The 20,512-nt window shown below is 54.3% G+C and carries 19 protein-coding genes and 2 pseudogenes; 15 read left to right on the top strand and 6 right to left on the bottom strand.

Annotated elements, in window-relative coordinates:
* Positions 1–16 precede the first annotated feature (16 nt).
* On the bottom strand, positions 17–2,293 hold the full coding sequence (gene clpA, locus VRC33_RS07875; protein WP_338562558.1) for an ATP-dependent Clp protease ATP-binding subunit ClpA: 2,277 nt from the start codon (positions 2,291–2,293) through the stop codon (positions 17–19).
* A 28-nt stretch (positions 2,294–2,321) separates the two neighbouring features.
* Entirely contained in the window at positions 2,322–2,642 is a 321-nt protein-coding gene (clpS, locus tag VRC33_RS07870) for an ATP-dependent Clp protease adapter ClpS (RefSeq protein WP_338562556.1), read from the bottom strand.
* A gap of 318 nt (positions 2,643–2,960) precedes the next feature.
* On the opposite strand from clpS, the gene cspD reads away from it, so the two are divergent.
* Positions 2,961–3,188 (top strand): cold shock-like protein CspD, encoded by a 228-nt coding sequence (gene cspD, locus VRC33_RS07865; RefSeq protein ID WP_338562554.1) that lies wholly within the window; start codon positions 2,961–2,963, stop codon positions 3,186–3,188.
* Positions 3,189–3,314: 126 nt separating this feature from the next.
* On the opposite strand, the gene VRC33_RS07860 is transcribed toward cspD, so the two are convergent.
* The gene (locus VRC33_RS07860) at positions 3,315–4,985 is read right to left on the bottom strand and encodes an ATP-dependent endonuclease (RefSeq protein WP_338562551.1); all 1,671 of its coding nucleotides are present in this window, start codon (positions 4,983–4,985) and stop codon (positions 3,315–3,317) included.
* 138 nt (positions 4,986–5,123) lie between these two features.
* Between VRC33_RS07860 and VRC33_RS07855 the strand changes: the two genes are divergently transcribed.
* The 5 genes and pseudogenes from VRC33_RS07855 (at position 5,124) to ltaE (ending at position 11,662) form a co-directional block, all read left to right on the top strand.
* Positions 5,124–6,023, top strand: coding sequence for a lysine exporter LysO family protein (locus VRC33_RS07855; protein ID WP_338562549.1), 900 nt, complete (start codon positions 5,124–5,126; stop codon positions 6,021–6,023).
* Between the two features lie 106 nt (positions 6,024–6,129).
* Positions 6,130–7,770, top strand: coding sequence for a hydroxylamine reductase (hcp, locus tag VRC33_RS07850; RefSeq protein WP_338562547.1), 1,641 nt, complete (start codon positions 6,130–6,132; stop codon positions 7,768–7,770).
* Between the two features lie 10 nt (positions 7,771–7,780).
* Positions 7,781–8,766: pseudogene (hcr, locus tag VRC33_RS07845) on the top strand (NADH oxidoreductase).
* 113 nt (positions 8,767–8,879) lie between these two features.
* A complete protein-coding gene (gene poxB, locus VRC33_RS07840) occupies positions 8,880–10,601 on the top strand; it encodes a ubiquinone-dependent pyruvate dehydrogenase (protein WP_338562545.1) in 1,722 nt (573 codons plus the stop codon).
* A 60-nt stretch (positions 10,602–10,661) separates the two neighbouring features.
* Positions 10,662–11,662: pseudogene (gene ltaE, locus VRC33_RS07835) on the top strand (low-specificity L-threonine aldolase).
* Here the strand turns inward: ltaE and VRC33_RS07830 are convergent.
* Complete coding sequence (locus VRC33_RS07830) at positions 11,659–12,483, bottom strand: N-acetylmuramoyl-L-alanine amidase (protein WP_338562543.1); 825 nt, start codon at positions 12,481–12,483, stop codon at positions 11,659–11,661. The pseudogene ltaE and the gene VRC33_RS07830 overlap by 4 nt on opposite strands.
* On the bottom strand, positions 12,483–12,806 hold the full coding sequence (locus VRC33_RS07825; protein ID WP_338564154.1) for a heavy metal-binding domain-containing protein: 324 nt from the start codon (positions 12,804–12,806) through the stop codon (positions 12,483–12,485). Before VRC33_RS07825 ends, VRC33_RS07830 begins: the two co-directional genes overlap by 1 nt.
* A 107-nt stretch (positions 12,807–12,913) precedes the next feature.
* On the opposite strand from VRC33_RS07825, the gene VRC33_RS07820 reads away from it, so the two are divergent.
* From VRC33_RS07820 to VRC33_RS07795, 6 genes are all read left to right on the top strand, one after another.
* Positions 12,914–13,456: a lipoprotein gene (locus tag VRC33_RS07820; RefSeq protein WP_338562541.1), complete on the top strand. Its 543-nt coding sequence runs from the start codon at positions 12,914–12,916 to the stop codon at positions 13,454–13,456.
* 201 nt (positions 13,457–13,657) lie between these two features.
* Positions 13,658–14,386: an arginine ABC transporter ATP-binding protein ArtP gene (gene artP, locus VRC33_RS07815; protein ID WP_338562539.1), complete on the top strand. Its 729-nt coding sequence runs from the start codon at positions 13,658–13,660 to the stop codon at positions 14,384–14,386.
* 14 nt (positions 14,387–14,400) lie between these two features.
* Positions 14,401–15,132, top strand: a complete 732-nt coding sequence (artJ, locus tag VRC33_RS07810) for an arginine ABC transporter substrate-binding protein (RefSeq protein ID WP_338562537.1) — start codon at positions 14,401–14,403, stop codon at positions 15,130–15,132.
* Positions 15,133–15,139: 7 nt separating this feature from the next.
* On the top strand, positions 15,140–15,856 hold the full coding sequence (gene artQ / locus VRC33_RS07805) for an arginine ABC transporter permease ArtQ (RefSeq protein ID WP_338562535.1): 717 nt from the start codon (positions 15,140–15,142) through the stop codon (positions 15,854–15,856).
* A complete protein-coding gene (gene artM, locus VRC33_RS07800; RefSeq protein ID WP_338562533.1) occupies positions 15,856–16,524 on the top strand; it encodes an arginine ABC transporter permease ArtM in 669 nt (222 codons plus the stop codon). The genes artQ and artM overlap by 1 nt, the downstream gene beginning before the upstream one ends.
* A 117-nt stretch (positions 16,525–16,641) precedes the next feature.
* The gene (locus VRC33_RS07795) at positions 16,642–17,394 is read left to right on the top strand and encodes a transporter substrate-binding domain-containing protein (RefSeq protein ID WP_338562530.1); all 753 of its coding nucleotides are present in this window, start codon (positions 16,642–16,644) and stop codon (positions 17,392–17,394) included.
* A gap of 21 nt (positions 17,395–17,415) precedes the next feature.
* On the opposite strand, the gene VRC33_RS07790 is transcribed toward VRC33_RS07795, so the two are convergent.
* Positions 17,416–17,895: a YbjO family protein gene (locus VRC33_RS07790; RefSeq protein ID WP_338562527.1), complete on the bottom strand. Its 480-nt coding sequence runs from the start codon at positions 17,893–17,895 to the stop codon at positions 17,416–17,418.
* A gap of 343 nt (positions 17,896–18,238) precedes the next feature.
* Between VRC33_RS07790 and VRC33_RS07785 the strand changes: the two genes are divergently transcribed.
* The 3 genes from VRC33_RS07785 to VRC33_RS07775 are packed head-to-tail and all read left to right on the top strand — an operon-like array spanning position 18,239 to position 20,498.
* Positions 18,239–18,907 carry a nucleoside recognition domain-containing protein gene (locus tag VRC33_RS07785; RefSeq protein WP_338562525.1) on the top strand — a complete coding sequence of 223 codons (669 nt, stop codon included), beginning with the start codon at positions 18,239–18,241 and terminating at the stop codon, positions 18,905–18,907.
* The gene (locus tag VRC33_RS07780; protein ID WP_338562523.1) at positions 18,897–19,370 is read left to right on the top strand and encodes a YjiG family protein; all 474 of its coding nucleotides are present in this window, start codon (positions 18,897–18,899) and stop codon (positions 19,368–19,370) included. The genes VRC33_RS07785 and VRC33_RS07780 overlap by 11 nt, the downstream gene beginning before the upstream one ends.
* 24 nt (positions 19,371–19,394) lie before the next feature.
* Entirely contained in the window at positions 19,395–20,498 is a 1,104-nt protein-coding gene (locus VRC33_RS07775) for an amidohydrolase (protein WP_338562520.1), read from the top strand.
* Positions 20,499–20,512 lie beyond the last annotated feature (14 nt).

Genomic DNA, 20,512 nt, shown 5'->3' with positions numbered 1-20,512 from the left:
CAAATCCATGCGCTGTTTAGTGCACAGATCCTTCCGTTTTACGCTTCTCAGCGCTGACGAAATCGTACGTCAGTTGGTTGTTTGCTTTGTCCAGCGCAACCGAGACCGAACCGCCATCCACCAGTGAGCCGAACAACAGTTCGTTCGCCAGCGGTTTTTTCAGGCTTTCCTGAACGGTACGCGCCATCGGCCTTGCGCCCATCGCCTTGTCGTATCCTTTCACTGCCAGCCATTCGCGAGCCTCATCGCTGACTTCAAGCGACACACCTTTGGCATCCAACTGCGCCTGCAACTCGACAATAAACTTGTCCACTACCTGGTGAATGACCTCAGTATCAAGGTGTTTAAACCAGATAATATTGTCCAGACGGTTGCGGAACTCTGGCGTGAAGATCTTCTTGATCTCTTCCATTGCATCGGTGCTGTTGTCCTGCTGGATCAGGCCGATGGATTTACGCTCGGTTTCACGCACGCCGGCGTTGGTGGTCATCACCACTACCACATTACGGAAATCAGCTTTACGACCGTTATTATCGGTCAGCATGCCGTTATCCATCACCTGCAGCAGGAGGTTAAAGACATCCGGGTGAGCTTTCTCAATCTCATCAAGCAGCACAACCGCATGCGGATGTTTAATCACCGCATCAGTCAGCAGCCCGCCCTGATCGAAGCCAACATAGCCCGGAGGCGCACCAATCAAACGGCTGACGGTGTGACGCTCCATATATTCCGACATATCGAAACGCAGCAGCTCAATGCCCAAAGCTTTAGCCAGCTGAACGGTCACTTCCGTTTTACCTACGCCCGTAGGGCCGGCAAACAGGAAGGAACCTACAGGTTTGCGATCCTGGCCCAGGCCTGCACGGCTCATTTTGATCGCTTCGGTCAGGGCTTCAATGGCATCATCCTGGCCGAACACCAGCATTTTCAGACGATCGCTCAGCGTTTTCAGCGTATCCCGGTCAGTGGCCGAAACACTTTTCTCTGGAATGCGCGCGATGCGGGCAACCACAGATTCGATATCCGACACGTTGACGGTTTTCTTACGCTTGCTGACCGGCATCAGACGGGAACGGGCCCCGGCTTCATCAATAACGTCAATGGCCTTGTCGGGCAGATGACGATCGTTGATATATTTTACCGCCAGCTCAACCGCTGCCCGTACCGCTTTCGCGGTGTAGCGTACGTCATGATGCGCTTCATATTTCGGCTTCAGCCCGTTCAGAATCTGTACGGTTTCATCAACAGAAGGCTCAGTGATATCGATCTTCTGGAAACGGCGGGCCAGCGCCCGATCCTTTTCAAAGATGTTGCTGAACTCCTGATAGGTTGTGGAACCCATCACACGGATTTTACCGCTGGAGAGCAGAGGCTTGATCAGATTGGCGGCATCTACCTGGCCACCAGAAGCAGCGCCTGCACCGATGATGGTATGAATTTCATCGATAAACAGAATGCTGTTGTTGTCCTGCTCAAGCTGCTTCAACAGTGCTTTAAAGCGTTTTTCAAAATCACCACGGTATTTGGTTCCCGCCAGCAATGAGCCGATATCCAGCGAATAGATCGTGGCATCCTTCATCACTTCCGGAACGTCGCCCTGCACTATGCGCCAGGCCAGACCTTCCGCAATGGCCGTTTTACCGACGCCAGATTCACCCACCAGCAGCGGGTTATTTTTACGGCGGCGGCAAAGTACCTGAACGGTACGTTCCAGTTCTTTCTCACGCCCAATCAGCGGGTCAATACCCCCCACACGAGCAAGCTGATTAAGATTGGTGGTGAAGTTTTCCATACGATCCTCCCCGCCTGCCTGCTCTTCGTTGACCGGGTTTTCCGCGCCAGAAGCGGGGCCTGGTTCATCTTTACGAGTACCGTGGGAAATGAAGTTAACCACATCAAGGCGGCTGACTTCATGCTTGCGCAGCAGATAAGCGGCCTGCGACTCCTGCTCGCTGAAAATAGCGACCAGAACGTTCGCACCGGCGACTTCGCTGCGTCCGGAAGACTGCACGTGAAAAACGGCGCGCTGTAATACGCGCTGGAAGCTGAGCGTCGGCTGAGTGTCGCGCTCTTCTTCGCTGACCGGCAAGACCGGGGTGGTTTGTTCGATGAAGGCCTCGAGTTCCTGTCGTAAAGCCACGATATCGACCGTACAGGCTTCAAGAGCCTCTCTGGCCGACGGGTTACTGAGCAGAGCCAGTAACAGATGCTCGACGGTCATAAACTCGTGACGGTGCTCGCGCGCTCTGGCGAAAGCCATATTTAAACTGAGTTCCAGTTCTTGATTGAGCATTGGCACCTCCCCCAATAGATCGCCTTATTCAGGCTTTTTCCAGCGTACACAGCAACGGATGCTCGTTCTCCCTGGCGTACTTATTTATGTGTGCGACTTTGGTCTCTGCCACTTCGGCAGTAAAAACACCGCAGATCGCCTTTCCCTGGTAATGGACCGCAAGCATCAATTGCGTTGCACGTTCAACATCATAAGAAAAGAACTTTTGCAGTACGTCAATAACAAATTCCATAGGTGTATAATCGTCATTGTTAAGAATAACTTTATACATCGAAGGTGGCTTAAGTCCTTCACGGAGCTTGTCATCTGCAAGGTGTTCAAAGTTAAGCCAATCGTTAGTGTTTCCCATACGTACCCAGTCTCAAAGCGTTACTTGCTTACGTCAGACTAACATTATTAAGGGTAAGTTTAACACGCCCAGAATGCTGGCCTGCGCGGGTGATTTTTTGCAACAAACTGCTGCTACGCGACCTTCATCACAAAAATTGGCAATAGCGTTAACTGCCTCAAATTTTGACGATTTCATCTCCGTTTCCCGGTCCCATTTGCTTGACGCTCTATACCAAATCTTTACAGTACAGGCATAAGCTGAATGCGTTTTAACCAGCTTTGAGGCTATCGCCTCGTCACCCCACTCAAATGAATGTCTTGCGAGGGATGTAGAAGCATGGAGACGGGTACTGTTAAATGGTTCAATAATGCCAAAGGCTTCGGTTTTATCTGTCCGGTCAGTGGCGGCGAGGATATCTTCGCGCACTACTCAACCATCCAGATGGATGGCTACAGAACGCTGAAAGCCGGGCAACAAGTCCAGTTTGATGTGCATCAGGGTCCGAAAGGCAATCACGCCAGCCTCATCGTCCCTGTGGAAACGGAAATGGCAATCAGTGCCTGACATTTCCTTTACTCATTCTGAACAACCCTACAGTAAAATGCCAGCAACGCACGCTGGCATTTTTATGAGCCAAACCCGGCAATACCTTTAAGATTGGGTTGCCGCCGCCTGTTTCAAGGGGGGAATTCAGAATTCCCCCTGTTCTCTTGCCAGCCGCTGCACGGTGGTAAACATTTCTCTCAGCACCTGAGGCACAGATTCCACACCCCGTTCCGCCGCCTCGGTAGCAACTTCAATAGCCAGTTCTGGCTTGGACGACCGCTGAATCGCTTTACTGATAATCCGCCGCAGGTTCATGGGCACATTCATGGGCAAGCGTGCCATTCGATGATAAACCTCTGAAAATCCCTGCTTATACAGGAAATGCTCCATATCCAGTGCGGGTAATTCCGTCAGATGACGATGCCCGGTTTGCCGGTGCTCTTGCAGCTGGCTTCTGGCCGTGGCGGCATACTTTTTCCCGGCCTGATCGCCATCGGTCAATACGTGCCAGGCAATGCCCATCCTTTGCGCAAATTTCAGCAAGGGACGCAGCCCCGATTGAGCAAATTCAATGACTTTGATCCCTTCAGCCGCAAAGTGAACCCCACACTGACGGGCCAGTTCATTCATCACCCACACTTCCGTTTCGCCCTCCACCAGCAGCCAGCAACGGGCAAAAAATGCAGAGGGACGGTTAAACCGGATATGAAAAGCGATGCGCCGGCTCTCTTCCGCGTTCATCCCGGAAGGCCCCAAACGCCAGGCAACCACCTGGCGATCCTCCCTCGCCAGGCGACAAACCTCTTCTACCGGCACCTGCGAAAGCAGTTCTGCGGAGTTCGTGGTGGTGATTTTCTGCAAAGGCAGCAGCGTGAGTAATCCCCACGCCACGGCCAGCATAATCGGATGCAGCCTTGTCTCGGGATCTTCAATCAACAGCAGAGGACGGGCATGAGGGTCCAGCCGATCGATACCTTTAGCCTGGGCCAGAAGCGAGAACATCCGCAACAGGATGAGCTGCCGGCTACGGTTATCAGCATCCGCCACCACCTGATTCAGGCTGTCCAGCGCGTGCCATCCCTGAGGGGTATGACGCTGTTGGGGAGCCATTCGCTGCTGAGGCTCTGCATCAGCACCGGGTTGCAGCGCAAAGTAGTGCCCGAGCAGCTGTTGCAGCGTCTGCACCCCTTGCCTGATAGCCTCATCAGTCAGGCTTTGCGGACGTGAAACCAGATCGCGAGTCAGGGCATCTATCTGGCCTGCCAGCGCAGTCAGAGACTCTTCTGAAGCGCCATTATGCGCAGGCTGACGCAGCCTCCGGGTAAAACGCGCATCCCTCAGCCGCAAAACCGGATGCAGCCGGATAAGTTGCCGGAGCAGCGCATCAGCGTCCACACCCTCAATCACTTTTCCCGCGTCGGTAACAAAATCTCTTCTGGTCGCCACCTGCTGACTCAGCAACACCTCGCCTTCGGTGCGAAACCGCAGGCGCGCCCTGCCATCCGGGCCTCGCTGCCAGGCGGAGAAAAACGGCGACCACAGCGGATTATGGGCTTCACCGGGCTCACTTTCGCAAAAGGTAAATTGTAACGACAGCGGGGTTAACCGGGCAGGCTGACTGCCATGAGGCGAGTGGAAATCGTGCAGGGAAAAGTCATACGGCAAAGCCTGAGGCGCCAGAAGCAGGGTCAGGGCATCCAGCAGGCTCGATTTCCCCCAGGCATTTTCGCCGATCAGCACGTTTCCCTGCTCCAGAGGCAACGAAAGATGTGAAATTCCGCGAAATCCCCTTACCGAGACATGTTCAAGAATCATGATCGTTTCCCTTTGTTTTTAGTGAGAATGGTCGCCGCCTCGTCAGGGGTCAAGCCGAAGCCGCTAAGATCCCTTTACAGCATTAAGAATATTCGCTAGCTTGGCGCCCTTCTTCTGCTCCCACGGACGACCTGCCCCATGTACTCAGGATTGCTGATCATTCTTCTGCCGCTCATTGTCGGTTATCTTTTGCCTGCTAAAAGCCTCTCATTGCAGCGACTGGTCAATAAATTTCTGAGCTGGATGGTCTATGTGATTCTGTTTTTTATGGGCATCAGCCTGGCTTTCCTGGAGGATTTGAATCGCAATTTGCTGGCGATTTTCCATTACTCTCTGGTCAGCGCGGCCTGTATCCTGATTGCCAATCTGTTGGCTTTACGCCTGCTTGAATCACGTCGCCCGTGGGCGCACTCCCATCGTCAGGAAGCGCTGCCCTCCAGGCTTCAGATAGCGCTGGAGTCATTGAAACTTTGCGGCGTGGTGGTGACGGGCTTTTTGATCGGTCTGAGCCACTGGGGGCCACTGCAATTTGCCACTCAGGCCAGCGAGTACGCGTTGCTGTTTCTGTTGTTCCTGGTGGGTTTGCAGTTGCGGGGCAGTGGCATGACCCTGCGTCAGATTTTGCTGAACCGCCGGGGAATGATGGTGGCGACCGTAGTCTTTCTGAGCGCGCTGGTCGGGGGACTGATTGCTGCCCTGGCGCTGGGCCTGCCGTTAAAAACCGGGCTGGCGATGGCGTCCGGCTTCGGCTGGTATTCGCTCTCAGGCATTCTGATGACCGAATCCTTTGGACCGGTAATTGGCAGCGCGGCATTTTTCAACGATCTGTTGCGTGAGCTGCTGGCGATTATGTTGATTCCAGCGTTAATCAGCCACCATCGTTCCACCGCTCTTGGCTTATGCGGCGCGACCTCCATGGATTTTACCCTGCCCGTTCTTCAGCGCAGCGGCGGCACGGAGATTGTTCCGGCCGCTATTGTTCATGGATTTATTCTCAGCCTGTTTGCTCCGATCCTTATTGCGCTATTCTCCTCCTGATCCCGCCCAAATATTGAGCCGGATCAATCCGGCTGCTGTTTTCTGAGACGCCGCCTGGGTCTGGGGTTTAAAGTTGCATTTTAAATGCAACTTAAGGATCACCCTGATGTTTTGCGTACAATGTGAGCAAACTATTCGTACTCCGGCAGGCAATGGCTGCGCCTGGTCACAAGGCATGTGCGGTAAAACGGCGGAAACGTCCGATCTTCAGGATCTGCTGATTGCGGTGTTGCAGGGATTATCAGCATGGGCCCATGAGGCGCGGCAACACGGCATTATTCTGCATGAGGTGGACAGTTTCGCTCCACGAGCCTTCTTTGCCACTTTAACTAACGTCAACTTTGATTCTCACCGCATCGTCGGCTACGCCAGCGAGGCTATTTACTATCGTGAGAAGTTAAGAGCGATGCTGCCTTCCTGCGTGATTTCCCTGAATCACCCGATGGCAGACATAACGCTGGCGAGTGACGATCTGGCACTACTTCAGCAGCAGGCTGCGGACTGGGCACTGAATCGCGATGAGGTCCATGAGGATATTTTTGGCCTGCGACTGCTGTGTCTGTATGGCCTTAAGGGCGCGGCAGCCTATATGGAACATGCTCACGTACACGGCAAATACGATGAAGAAATTTACCGGCAATACCATGAAATTATGGCCTTGCTGGGAACGCAGCCGGAGCAGGCAGATTTGTTACTGGCCACAGCCATGAACATTGGCAAAATGAACTTTGCCATCATGGGCCAGCTTGATGAAGCGCAAACCACTGCGTATGGGCATCCGCAGCCTGTCTCCGTTAATACGCGGCCGGTAGCCGGGAAAGCCATTCTGATTTCGGGCCACGATCTGAAAGATTTACAGCTGTTGCTGGAGCAAACCGCCGGAACCGGCATCAATGTCTATACCCACGGTGAGATGTTACCTGCACATGGTTATCCGCAGTTGAAAAAGCATCCTCATCTTGTCGCCAACTATGGCAGCGGGTGGCAGAACCAGCAGCAAGAGTTTGCCCGTTTTCCGGGGCCCATCCTGATGACGTCAAACTGCATCATCGATCCTCACAAAGGGGAGTATCAAAACCGAATCTGGACGCGCAGCATTGTGGGCTGGCCGGGCGTAAATCATCTTGAGGAAGATGATTTTTCAGCGCTTATCGCGCAGGCTCATCAGCTGAACGGCTTCCCCTGGAGTGAGATCCCTCATGAAATTACCGTGGGTTTTGGCCGTCAGGTGCTGCTGGATGCCGCTGACACAGTCATTGACCTGGTTGCTCAGCAAAAACTTCGTCATGTGTTCCTGATTGGCGGCTGCGACGGCAGTAAAGATAAACGCAGTTACTTCACCGATCTGGCGACTGCAGTGCCCGATGACTGCCTGATCCTGACGCTTGCCTGCGGAAAATATCGCTTTAACAAGCTCGATTTCGGTTCGCTGGAAGGTTTGCCACGCCTGCTTGATGTCGGGCAGTGCAACGACAGCTATGCCGCCATCATGCTGGCCGTCAGGCTGGCGGAAAAGCTGGGATGCGGTGTCAATGACCTGCCGCTGTCACTGGTTCTTTCCTGGTTCGAGCAAAAAGCCATTGTGGTGCTGCTGACGCTGTTGTCACTGGGGGTAAAAAACATTCGCACCGGCCCTGATGCGCCAGGTTTTCTCTCCGACAACGTGCTTGCCATCCTGCAAAAAGAGTTCGGTTTACAGCCGGTGACCTCGGTTGAAAACGATCTCAATGCCATGCTGGTTCATTAAGGAGGACATCATGACCACAGCTTCTCTGTGCCCCTGGCGCATGCAGGTTCATCATCTTCAGCAGGAAAGTGCAGATACCTGGACGATTTCGCTGATCAATCACGATTTTTATCGCTGGCAGGCTGGCCAGTTTGCCCTGGTGAAGATTGGCAGCAGCGGGCAATTGCGCGCCTACACGCTCTCTTCCACGCCGGGTCAGAGTGAGTTTATTACCCTGACCGTCCGTCATATTGAGGGGGGACCGGATCAAGCTGGCTGACCCAGGCAGTGCATCCCGGCGACACGCTGTGGCTTTCCGATCCGCAGGGCAGCTTTACCTGCGAAAGTCACCCTTCGGAACGCTACCTGTTCCTGGCTGCCGGGTGCGGGATCACTCCCATGATGTCGATGTGTCGCTGGCTGAAAGCGAACCGGCCAACCTGCAACGTGCAGTTGTTTTACAGCGTCCGTTCCCGGGATGCGGTTATTTTTGCTGAAGCGCTGGCAGCAATGACACCCTGGCTGGACTTACATATTACTGAAGAGAACAGGCCTTCTGCTGAACTTCCGGACGGCAGGATTACGCAGGCGTATTTGCAGCAGCGCGTGCCGGACATCGCCGACCGCACTGTGATGATCTGTGGTCCTCAGGGCTATATGGATCAGGTTAAAGGGTATGCCGCAAACCTCGGCGCTGAGAAAATCTTCCTGGAGAATTTTGTCCCGGTTGCCAGCCAGCGACCTGAGGGGCAGGCTGAAACCTTCAAAATTGGTTCTGCACAAAGTCCCGGAGAGGCTGAATTCCGTTACGGAGAAACGTTACTGGAAGCGATGGAAAACAATCAGATTGCCATAGAGACGGCATGCCGTACTGGCGTGTGTGGCTGTTGTAAAACCCAGGTGCTCAGTGGCCGTTACACCACGCAAAGCCAACAGACGTTGAGTGAAGCTGAGCAGCAAGCCGGTTACGTTCTCGCCTGTAGCTGTTATCCTGCCAGCGATATTATGATTGCCTGATCTCGCTGAGGGAGAGGCGCTGGCAGCACTGAGTGTCAAACGCCCTCCCTCAAATTTCCCCAGCCTCGTCTATGCTCTCTGCTTACCAGGAATAATGCTGAAAGGAGAAAAGCATGAAGCAGACAGTAGCCACGCTGGTGGCAAAAACATTAGAAAGCGCCGGGGTAAAACGTATCTGGGGAGTGACCGGGGATTCCCTGAACGGGCTGACCGACAGCCTGAACAAAATGGGCACCATTGAGTGGATGCCTACCCGTCATGAAGAGGTGGCCGCCTTTGCCGCCGGAGCAGAAGCCCATATCAGCGGCGAACTTGCCGTTTGCGCCGGCTCCTGCGGGCCAGGCAATCTCCATCTGATCAACGGTCTTTTTGACTGCCACCGTAACAACGTGCCGGTGCTTGCCATTGCGGCGCATATTCCTTCCAGCGAGATTGGCAGCGGCTATTTTCAGGAAACGCATCCGCAGGAACTGTTTCGCGAATGCAGCCATTATTGCGAGCTGGTTTCCAATCCTGAGCAGTTGCCGCAGGTCCTTGGCATCGCCATGCGCAAGGCGATCCTTAATCGCGGTGTGTCGGTGGTGGTTCTGCCGGGGGACGTTGCCCTGCAGGCGGCCCCTGAAGGCGCAACGTCAGACTGGTATCCTCCGCAGTTACCGGTGATCCAGCCGCCCGCCAGCGAGTTGACCAAACTGGCCGCGCTGCTTAATGGCTCGGCGAATATCACTCTGATGTGCGGCAGCGGCTGTGCCGGCGCGCATGCGGAAGTGATGAAGCTGGCAGAGACGCTGAAAGCGCCCGTCGTGCATGCCCTGCGCGGCAAAGAGCACGTGGATTATGACAACCCTTACAATGTCGGGATGACCGGTTTGATCGGTTTCTCATCGGGTTTCCATGCCATGATGAACGCCGATACGGTGGTTCTGCTCGGAACGCGTTTCCCCTACCGCGCGTTTTATCCTGCCGATGCCAACATTATTCAGATTGATATCGATCCCGGCAGTATTGGCGCCCACAGCCACGTCGATATGGCGCTGGTAGGGGATATTCAGTCCACGCTGGCCGCTTTGCTTCCTCAACTGGACGTTAAGCAGGATCGTGATTTTCTGGATAAGGCGCTTAAGCACTATGCAGAAGCGCGCAAAAGCCTGGACGACCTGGCGACGGCCAATGATAAACAGGCTATTCATCCGCAATATGTGGCGCAGCAATTAAGCCGCTATGCCGATGAGGATGCCATTTTCACCTGTGACGTTGGCACCCCTACCGTCTGGGCGGCGCGCTACCTGAAAATGAACGGCAAACGTCGCCTGATTGGCTCGTTCAATCACGGTTCAATGGCTAACGCCATGCCGCAGGCGTTAGGGGCGCAGTCGCTGGATAAACAGCGTCAGGTCATCGCCCTGTGCGGTGATGGTGGCTTCAGCATGCTGATGGGCGATTTTCTCTCGGTAGCCCAGTTAAAACTGCCGGTAAAGCTGGTGATCTTCAACAACAGCGTGCTGGGTTTTGTGGCGATGGAGATGAAAGCTGGCGGTTATCTGACGGATGGGACCGATCTGGAAAATCCGAATTTTGCCGACATTGCTAAGGCATGCGGCGTGAAGGGGATCCGGGTTGAACGTGCCTCCGATCTGGACGCGGCGATTCAGGAAGCGCTCGCCCACGACGGCCCGGTGCTGGTTGACGTGATCACCGCCAAAGAGGAGCTGGCGATGCCGCCGCAGATTAAAATGGAACAGGCTAAAGGTTTCAGCCTCTATATGCTCAGAGCGATCATCAACGGGCGCGGCGACGAGGTAGTTGAGCTGGCAAAAACCAACTGGCTGCGGTAAAACATTTGCAGGTCTTTTTTCGGACGCTTCGGCGTCCGTTTTCATAAGAGGAGCGCAAGAGTGATCGATTTACGCAGTGATACGGTAACCCGCCCCAGCGAAGCGATGCTGTCAGCCATGATGGCCGCAGAAACCGGGGATGATGTGTACGGCGATGATCCCACAGTAAATGCCCTGGAAGCTAAGGCAGCCAGACTCAGCGGCAAAGAAGCCGCCCTCTTTTTACCCACAGGTACCCAGGCCAACCTGATTGCGCTGCTTTGTCACTGTCAGCGCGGTGAGGAATATATCGTCGGGCAGTTGGCGCATAACTACAAATATGAGGCTGGCGGCGCGGCGGTGCTGGGCAGTATTCAACCTCAACCCATCCTTGCCGCTTCTGATGGTACGCTGCCGCTGGACGTGGTGGCGCAGTTTATCAAACCTGACGATTTTCACTTCGCGATCACCAAACTGCTGAGTCTGGAGAACACGCACAACGGTAAGGTGCTGCCGGTAGCTTATCTGCAACAAGCCTGGGAGTTCACCCGTCAGCATAAGCTGGCTTTGCATATCGATGGCGCCCGTATTTTCAACGCGGCGGTGGAACTTGGCGTCGAACTCGAGGCCCTGACCCGTTACTGCGATACCCTGACCATCTGTCTGTCGAAGGGGCTGGGGACGCCAGTGGGATCGCTGCTATGTGGCAGCGCAGAGTATATTCAGCGTGCGCGACGCTGGCGGAAAATGACCGGGGGGCAATGCGCCAGTCCGGGATCCTTGCCGCCGCTGGCTTGTATGCGCTGGAACACAATGTTGCCCGTCTGAAGGATGACCATGACAATGCCGCCTGGCTCGCAGGGCAGTTGCAGGCGGCTGGCGTCACGGTTTCACGTCAGGACACCAACATGGTGTTTGTCCGCCTGCCGGCAGAGCAGATCACACCGTTGAAAGAGTGGATGCAGCAGCGGGATATTTTGATCAGCACCGGCGCCGTTACCCGCCTGGTGACGCATCTGGATATTGATCGCCACGATCTGGAAACGCTGGTCGCCCAGTGGAAAGCGTTCCTGGCCAGCTAGCCGTCGCCGTACTTCTCCAGTAGCGCCTTCACGATGGCTTCACTTTCCGCATCCGGCAACCCACGGTAGTCCGCGGCGCGGAAGTGCATCTGGAAGGCCGCTATCACTTTCTGCTGCTGTTCTTCCGGCATTTCCGGTGAAGCCCTGTACCCGTAAAGCGAGAGCAACGTCAGCAAATGCGCCTGATCCACCCGCTGCTGAGGTGCCCGGTTTGCCAGATAAAAACGCACGCGGGCCGCGTCAGGCCAGGCACCAATCCCCTGCTTTGCCAGCCATTCCCACGGGAATAACGGGCCGGGATCCTGTTTTCGCTGCGGGGCGATATCGCTGTGGCCTACCACATCCTGTGGCTGGATGTGGTAACGGTGCACAATGTCCCGTGCCAGCGGCGCCAACGCGGCTATCTGCTGGGGAGCAAAGGGATACCATATCCTGCCACCTGCCACTCGCGTATAGCCCTGATTCTCAAGCTCGATGCCTACCGACGTATCATTTAAGCGTGAAGCACCCCGCCAGAAGCTGGGACCAGCGTGCCAGGCAAGCTGATCTTCAGGCACCAGACGCAATACCACCGGCTGCTGACGATGCTGGACGGGGGCGGCAGGGATCAGGTAATGAGCGCTGACATCCCGGTCTGTGAGGGTAGCCAGCGCGGCAGGGAAATCCTCCGCGGTATAGTGGATAACCAGCACTTTAACGCGGGGACGCGCGCCATAAGCCGGATGGCGCGTATCCAGGGTATAACCGTTATGCGACTCAAATCCTCCCGAGCCGCACCCGCTTAACAACACCGCAGCCAATGCTGCCATCAGCAGACGCATCAGTGGCTGGTTTTAACCGCGGTGCCGCTAACGCTGACCATCAGCATACTGCTGTCTTTCCCTACGGTTTCATAATCGATATCAATTCCCACCACGGCATTTGCCCCCAGCGCTTTGGCCTGCTCCTCAAGTTCTGCAAAGGCAATCTGTCGCGCTTTACGTAACTCTTTTTCATAGGCTCCGGAGCGTCCGCCAACGATGTCGCGGATACCGGCAAAGAAATCGCGGAAAATATTGGCACCCAAAATTGCCTCGCCCGTTACCACGCCGCAGTAATCGGTAATGGTGTGTCCTTCAAGCGTGGGAGTGGTCGAAAATTTCATCATTTGTTCTCCATTTGCGGTTCTTTCCGAGTGTAGCCCTTGTGGTTAAACAGAGCGGCTATACTTTATGCTAAAAAACGTCACCCAGAAACAATAAGGAAATCAAGATGAAATACCAAGCGATTGCTGCACTGGCTCCGGTGGCGCTGCTGCTCAGCGCCTGTACCACAGTAGAACCCGCGTACAAGGACACAGGGACACGCATGGGTCCCTGTGTTGAAGGCGGCCCGGACTCTGTCGCACAGCAATTTTACGACCTTCGTCTGAAAGAGCCCGCTCAGGGTCTGCCCAATGCGCAACAGCTGGCCAAATATCGTCCTTATCTCAGCGATAAACTCTACGCAACGCTGGTGAAAGCTAACGGTGAAACCGATAAGCCTGCCACGGTAAGTCAGGGTGATATCTTCTCAAGCCTGGCTGCAGGTCCAACCTCCGCCAGCGTGGCGGACTCCTCCTCAATTCCGAATACCGATGCCCGTAATATTCCACTGCGCGTCACTCTGAGCCGTGATGGCAGTAAGCCTGTGGAGTGGCAGGATGAAGTGCTGATGGTGCGTGAAGGCACCTGCTGGGCCGTTGACGATGTCCGTTACGCCAGCCCGAACCCTCACCTGGAGGGCGGCTCCCTGAGCCAGCTCCTGTTGAAATAAAAGCCTGACCGTGCCGCCTTCGGGTGGCGCGTTTTCCTGTTTTTCCTGTTGCCTCCCGGTGACAAAAAACGGTGAACCCCGCGATCTTATGCCAGACTTTCACTTTACAGCTGCTTATAAAGGTATTTTTCGCGCGGCGATTGCATAAGTATGCCGTCAACGTTAAGATTCGCAGCACTAATTACTATTCACTTTTAGCGCATGAGTATTCAACTAAACGGTATTAACTGCTTTTACGGTGCCCATCAGGCGCTGTTCGACATTCAACTGGCGTGCCCTGAGGGCGAAACGCTGGTTCTGCTGGGTCCAAGCGGTGCCGGTAAAAGCTCCCTGCTGCGCGTTCTTAACCTGTTGGAGATGCCGCGTTCCGGAACGCTGAGCATTGCAGGTCATCATATTGATTTCAGTAAAACCCCGTCAGACGCCTCTGTCCGTGAGCTGCGCCAGAATGTGGGCATGGTTTTCCAGCAATATAATCTCTGGCCACATCTGACCGTGATGCAAAACCTGATTGAAGCGCCCTGCCGCGTGCTGGGGTTAAGCAAAGAGCAGGCGCATGCCCGCGCCGGAAAACTGCTGGATCGCCTGCGCCTGACCAAATTTGCCGATCGTTTCCCACTGCACCTGTCCGGTGGGCAGCAGCAACGCGTCGCCATTGCGCGCGCGTTGATGATGGAGCCTGCGGTTCTGCTGTTTGATGAGCCTACCGCAGCGCTGGATCCGGAGATCACCGCGCAGATCGTCTCGATCATTCAGGAACTCGCCCAGACCAACATTACCCAGGTCATCGTCACGCATGAGGTGGAAGTGGCGCGTAAAACCGCCAGCCGGGTGGTGTATATGGAAAATGGCTACGTGATCGAACAGGGTGATGCCAGCCGCTTTACACAGCCGCAAACCGAAGCGTTTGCCAATTATTTATCGCACTGATGCAGGGTATAACAATGAAAAAAGTTCTGGTTGCCACACTGTTAGCGGGTTTAAGCCTTGGCGCGAACGCTGCGCAAACCGTTCGTTTTGCTACTGAAGCTTCCTATCCCCCCTTTGAGTTTGTGGATTCCGATAACAAGATCCAGGGCTTTGATGTGGATCTGGCTAACGCACTGTGCCGTGAAATGGATGCCACCTGTACCTTCACCAATCAGGCCTTCGACAGCCTGATCCCAAGCCTGAAATTCCGCCGTTTCGATGCGGTGATGGCCGGTATGGATATTACTCCCGAGCGTGAAAAACAGGTGCTGTTCTCCAAAGCCTATTACGACAACTCCGCACTGTTTGTTGCTCAGAAAGGGAAAGTGGCTTCCATCGATGCGCTGAAAGGCAAACGCGTTGGCGTACAGAATGGGACCACTCACCAGAAATACCTCACTGAGCAGATGACTGACGTAAACGTTGTTGCTTACGACAGCTATCAGAATGCCATTCTGGACCTGAAAAATGGCCGTATTGATGCGGTATTTGGCGACACTGCCGTGGTCAATGAATGGCTGAAGCAGAATGCTAAACTGGCTCCGGTCGGCGAAAAAGTCACCGATAAAGCCTACTTCGGCACGGGTCTGGGTATTGCGGTTCGCCAGGGCAACACCGAGTTGCAGAGCAAATTCAACGCCGCTCTGGATAAAGTGAAAGCCGACGGTACTTATAAAACCATCTACAGCAAATGGTTCCAGCAGTAATCCCTGAATGAATGAATTTTCTCCTTTAGCAAGCGCCGCCGGCATGACCGTCGGCCTTGCCGTTTCTGCTCTGGTCGTCGGACTGTTCCTGGCGATGATTTTTGCTGCCTGGGAATCGGCGCGCTGGCGACCCGTTGCCTGGCTCGGGACTGGTCTGGTAACCCTGTTCCGGGGATTGCCAGAGATTCTGGTGGTGCTTTTTGTTTACTTCGGCGCCTCACAGTTGCTGCTGACCCTTTCCGACGGTTTTAACGTCAATCTGGGGCTGTTCAGCTTCCCTGTCCAGATGGAGATTGAGAACTTTGACGTCAGCCCGTTCCTTTGCGGGGTGATAGCGCTGTCAATCCTCTACGCCTCCTATGCTTCCCAGACGCTGCGCGGTGCTTTAAAAGCAGTGCCGGTGGGACAATGGGAGTCAGGTCAGGCGCTCGGCATGAAAAAATCCGCCATTTTCTTCCGGCTGATCCTGCCGCAGATGTGGCGTCATGCCCTGCCGGGCCTCGGCAATCAGTGGCTGGTGCTGCTGAAAGATACCGCACTGGTTTCGTTGATCAGCGTCAACGACATTATGTTACAGACTAAAAGCATCGCCGCCCGCACTCAGGAGCCTTTTACCTGGTATCTGCTGGCGGCCGCCATTTATCTGGTGATCACCCTGCTGAGCCAGCAGGTGTTGAAACGCATTGATGCACGCGCGACCCGTTTTGACCGGGGGAATACCTGATGCTGAGCTATTTACCTGAACTGCTGAAAGGGCTGCATACCAGCCTGACCCTCACGGTCGCTTCGTTACTGCTGGCGCTGATGCTGGCACTGCTTTTCACGGCGATCCTTTCGCTGAAAGTGCCGGTGATGGGGCTGATTGTACGGGGGTATATCACCGTATTTACCGGTACGCCGCTGCTGGTACAGATCTTCCTGATCTATTACGGGCCAGGGCAGTTTCCGTCCATCCAGACCATCCCGTGGCTGTGGCATCTCCTTTCTCAGCCCTGGCTTTGTGCGCTGCTGGCCCTTTCGCTGAACAGTGCCGCCTACACTACTCAGCTATTTTACGGTGCCATGCGCGCTATTCCTTCAGGCCAGTGGGAATCCTGCTCGGCGCTGGGAATGAACCGTAAAGAAACGCTGGGTATTCTGCTGCCTTACGCCTTTAAACGCGCCCTCTCCTCCTACTCCAACGAAGTGGTGCTGGTGTTTAAAAGTACCTCTCTGGCCTATACCATCACCCTGATGGAAGTGATGGGGCATGGACAGCTGCTTTATGGCCGCACTTATGACGTCACGGTGTTTGCCGCCGCAGGGCTGATCTATCTCTGCGTAAACGGGCTCCTTACACTGATGATGCGCTTGATTGAACGACGCGCCCTGGCTTTTGAACGCCGAAACTGACGCATAACTGACCGGTATCCCTGAGAAACAGCCCTTCTGTAGTGGCTATTCATCGAATAGCCCGTGCTTCGTGCGCGAGATAATGGCCCGATAACAGGACCGCAAGAAAGGTACGTGATGTTAAAGCTTGTTTTGACTCTGCTGATAACCGGGATTTGCGCTTTTGCGCAGGCGGCTGAACCTCTGCGTTTCGCATCTACGGCCAATAATCCCCCCTTTGAATTCCTGACCACGGATAATGAGCTGGTGGGATTCGATATCGATTTATCGAAAGCCCTGTGTGAACGTATGCAGCAGGAGTGTATTTTCACCAACATCGTTTTCGAGCGCCTGATCCCTTCACTGAAATTCCGTCGTTATGACGTGATTATTTCCGGGCTGGATATCACCAAAGAGCGTAAAAAGCTGGTGGAGTTTACCGATCCCTACATTACCAACTCCGGGACGCTGATCGCTGGCAAAGGGCTTTACACGGATATTGAGCAACTGAAAGGCAAACGCGTCGGCATTGGGGCAGAAACGACCCAGCAGGCTTACCTGCTCGCTGCCTGGCCAGAAATCATAGCCGTGCCCTACGACAATTATCAGAACGCGCTGCTGGATATGCGCAGCGGCAGGCTGGATGGGATTTTTGGCGATACGCTGGCAGTGCAGGAGTTGCTTAAAACGGACCCGATGCTGGCCAGGGTGGGCGAATCCATCACGGACAGCCACTACTTTGGTACGGGTTTAGGGCTGGCCGTGCGCAAGGGCAATGTGGAGTTAAAAGAGAAGCTGAACAGAGCCCTGCAAAGTCTGAAAGAGGATGGCACCCTGCACAAGCTGGGCCTGCGCTGGTTTGCGCCTTCTGCTGATGCTGCCGGCGTCTGAGCAAAGTCAGCACCTGGCTGATTAAGGCTGCCGGTAATATCCCCGGCTGGTTGCGGGGAGAAACAGCAGCATGATGACCAGAAAATCGGGCAGCTTCTGCGACAGCAGCAGATGAATGATTTGCAGATTGTTTTCACCGTTGATGCTGAACAGCTCAGGGTAAATCCAGCCTACAGAAGCGCAAAACATATAGAGGATCACAACAAGCTGGGCAGCGACAAATCCATACCTTCCCCAGTTCTTACCCCGCATCAGGGCTACTGCGCAGCGCAGCTCAAAAAAGAAGATCAGCTGGCTGGCGATAAAAATCAACGTGGAATCCCAGGCCTGGGCGCTGCGATAAACAAAACTGGCCACTTCTGCCAGCCCTGAATCATGCACCTGTAACGCCACATTTATCACTCTTGTCGCCACAATGGCAATGCCCGCGACCAGAACCGGGACGGGTACAGACGACGGGGAAGCCAGTACAGCCTTACTCTCTCTGAGCACCTCAGACATCAGTCTCTCCTGACAAATGCGTTGTTATGCCCCAGAACGGTGCATACGCGCCATCGTGGGGATCTGCCGAACTTAATCCTTTGAATCCAAACTTCCACGCCGGATATTAACTAATCAATCCTGTAAAAGGCCGTTGGTTATTACGTTCGAAAAATGCACGATGAAGCTGCTAATGGTTTATCGGCAATAACTTTACTTAATTTAGTGACTCTGGCATGAAGCCTGCAATTCTGACCTGGACCCTAGCAATTGTTATTTTTAGCGCAACAAAGGGACTCTTTCCACTCTGCAGCCGCCTTTTATCGCGTTACGGGTCATTTCTTTTATTACAGGAGGTCATTCAATGAGGGATGAAAAAATCATGCCGCAAACCAGACAGTCGGTGGGTATCGGATCTTATCTGGCCCTGATAGTAGCCCTGCTCTTTTTCTCCGGTCTTTTCTATAACGTCTCGGGAATGAAATGGCTGGGTGCCTTTGATTTTACCACCCTGGGCGGTAAGTTCGGCAGCATGAAAGATGCCGCGCACAACACCTTTGTGGGCGAAGGCGGATTGGGTGCCAAAGCGGGTTTTCTGTTTGCCCTTTCACTGGTGCCAACCGTTATGCTGGCGCTTGGCCTGCTGGAGATTTTTACGCATTACGGCGCTATCCGCGCAGCCCATAGATTACTCACCCCGTTACTCAAACCTCTGTTAGGCATTCCTGGCCGTTCAGGTCTGGCATTAATCACCGATCTGCAAAGTACCGATGCCGGTGCCGCATTAACCAAAGAGCTGTATGACGAGAAGCAAATCAGCAAAAAGGACGTGATTATTATGGCTGCCTGGCAATATTCCGGTGCCGGGCTAATCAATAACTATTTTGCTATTGGCTCAGCCCTGTTTGTTTCCCTGTCGATACCCGTACTGATCCCTCTGGTGGTGATGTTCGTGCTGAAATTTGTCGGAGCTGCATTTGTCCGTCTGATATTGAACACTTTCTATAAACGAGATTTCCAGTATGCAGAATAAACCTCAGACCCTGACCAGCCAGAATCCATTCGATATCTTTGTGGTAGGTGCCCGCAAAGGCTTCCACATCGCTATTCACAATTTAATGCCCAACGTGGTAATGGCCTATGTCATTGCTGAGATGCTAAATTTACTCGGCGTTATGGGCTTTATTGGCCAGATCTTTGCTCCGGTGATGGGCGTCTTTGGTCTGCCGGGAGAAGCGATCACCGTATTATTAACCGCGTGGCTCTCCTCCTCAGCCGGGACAGGCGTGGCCGTCAGCCTGCTGGTTAAGGGCGTGCTGAGCGGCGCAGATATCACTATTTTAACGCCAGCCATCTTTTTGATGGGCGCGCAGTTGCAGTATATGGGACGCCTGCTGGGGGTCTCTGATGTACCGAAGAAATACTGGCCATTGCTGATGGTGACCAGCATCCTGAATGCGGTCATCTCAATGTTTGTAATGCGGGTCGTTGCCTGACAATTGCTATAGGGAGTATTTAACGTGTTAAAAGTTCTGGAGCATTACGCTTATCTGCATGAAATCCCTGAACTGGGTTTTCAGGAGTTTAAAACATCAGCTTATATCAGCCAGCAGCTGAAGGCCGCGGGTTTTGCGGTGCAGGATAATTTCAATGCCACAACCGGCATCGTGGCGGTGCTGGATAGCGGCCTGCCGGGACCAACGCTGGCACTTCGCGCTGATATGGATGCGCTGGGCCATGTGATCAATGGTGAGGCCTGCGCCCGTCACACCTGTGGTCATGATGCCCACTCTTCCGTAGTGCTGACAGCGGCACAGGAGATGATGGCCGAAGGGGCAGTAAAAAAAGGCCGCCTGAAGCTGATTTTCCAGCCTGCTGAGGAGTTAGGCACGGGGGCGCTGGCCATGATCGCCGGTGGCGCTATTGATGATGTTGATATGATGCTGGGCTTCCACCTGCGTCCGGCTGAAGAGTGTGCTGTCGGCACGGCTATTCCTGCCGTTAACTATTCCGCCTGCGTGACTGTTGAGGCCACCGTATACGGCCAGACTGCTCACGGTGCCCGTCCTCATCTCGGCATCAACGCGCTGGATGCCGCCGTCAGCGCTGTTCAGGCGGTCAACGCCGTACATATGGCCCCCGGCAAAAGCTGGAGCGCCAAGGCGACGCGCTTCCTGTGCGACGCGGGGGTAACCAACTCAATTCCTGATGAAGCCCGGGTTGTTTTCGACCTGCGTGCAGCAGAAAACGAGGATATGGAGCTGCTGAAAACCCGCGTTGAGAAAGCCATTCAGCACAGCGTGGCAGCCTATGGCGCGAGAGCAGAGATCATGGTGCTGAAATCGATGCCGGCGGCAGAAATTAATGCTGAGATGACCACGCTGATTGCGGAGTCAATTAAAGAGGTGTTGGGCGAAAAGGCTGTGATGCCAGTGCGCTCCACGCCCGGCAGTGAGGATTTCTTCCACTATTCCGTGCAGCGGCCGGAGATGAAATCGGGCTTCTGGGGACTGGGAACAGGACTGGTTCCGGGTCTGCATCATCCCGATATGCGTTTCGATCTGAATTCACTGCCGGTGGGCGTTAAAGTATTTAAGGCGTGTGTGCAGAAGGTGCTGGGATAAGCAGACGTCTGCCG

Origin of the sequence: Erwinia sp. E_sp_B01_1, from assembly GCF_036865545.1 — a bacterium.
Taxonomy (GTDB): Bacteria; Pseudomonadota; Gammaproteobacteria; order Enterobacterales; family Enterobacteriaceae; genus Erwinia.
This window is presented reverse-complemented; position numbering and strand designations above follow the sequence as displayed.

Bases quoted from the DNA above. Each gene is read 5' to 3' on its own strand.
- clpA (WP_338562558.1), bottom strand. From the start codon at position 2,293: ATGCTCAATCAAGAACTGGAACTCAGTTTAAATATGGCTTTCGCCAGA.
- clpS (WP_338562556.1), bottom strand. From the start codon at position 2,642: ATGGGAAACACTAACGATTGGCTTAACTTTGAACACCTTGCAGATGAC.
- cspD (WP_338562554.1), top strand. From the start codon at position 2,961: ATGGAGACGGGTACTGTTAAATGGTTCAATAATGCCAAAGGCTTCGGT.
- VRC33_RS07860 (WP_338562551.1), bottom strand. From the start codon at position 4,985: ATGATTCTTGAACATGTCTCGGTAAGGGGATTTCGCGGAATTTCACAT.
- VRC33_RS07855 (WP_338562549.1), top strand. From the start codon at position 5,124: ATGTACTCAGGATTGCTGATCATTCTTCTGCCGCTCATTGTCGGTTAT.
- hcp (WP_338562547.1), top strand. From the start codon at position 6,130: ATGTTTTGCGTACAATGTGAGCAAACTATTCGTACTCCGGCAGGCAAT.
- poxB (WP_338562545.1), top strand. From the start codon at position 8,880: ATGAAGCAGACAGTAGCCACGCTGGTGGCAAAAACATTAGAAAGCGCC.
- VRC33_RS07830 (WP_338562543.1), bottom strand. From the start codon at position 12,483: ATGCGTCTGCTGATGGCAGCATTGGCTGCGGTGTTGTTAAGCGGGTGC.
- VRC33_RS07825 (WP_338564154.1), bottom strand. From the start codon at position 12,806: ATGAAATTTTCGACCACTCCCACGCTTGAAGGACACACCATTACCGAT.
- VRC33_RS07820 (WP_338562541.1), top strand. From the start codon at position 12,914: ATGAAATACCAAGCGATTGCTGCACTGGCTCCGGTGGCGCTGCTGCTC.
- artP (WP_338562539.1), top strand. From the start codon at position 13,658: ATGAGTATTCAACTAAACGGTATTAACTGCTTTTACGGTGCCCATCAG.
- artJ (WP_338562537.1), top strand. From the start codon at position 14,401: ATGAAAAAAGTTCTGGTTGCCACACTGTTAGCGGGTTTAAGCCTTGGC.
- artQ (WP_338562535.1), top strand. From the start codon at position 15,140: ATGAATGAATTTTCTCCTTTAGCAAGCGCCGCCGGCATGACCGTCGGC.
- artM (WP_338562533.1), top strand. From the start codon at position 15,856: ATGCTGAGCTATTTACCTGAACTGCTGAAAGGGCTGCATACCAGCCTG.
- VRC33_RS07795 (WP_338562530.1), top strand. From the start codon at position 16,642: ATGTTAAAGCTTGTTTTGACTCTGCTGATAACCGGGATTTGCGCTTTT.
- VRC33_RS07790 (WP_338562527.1), bottom strand. From the start codon at position 17,895: ATGTCTGAGGTGCTCAGAGAGAGTAAGGCTGTACTGGCTTCCCCGTCG.
- VRC33_RS07785 (WP_338562525.1), top strand. From the start codon at position 18,239: ATGAGGGATGAAAAAATCATGCCGCAAACCAGACAGTCGGTGGGTATC.
- VRC33_RS07780 (WP_338562523.1), top strand. From the start codon at position 18,897: ATGCAGAATAAACCTCAGACCCTGACCAGCCAGAATCCATTCGATATC.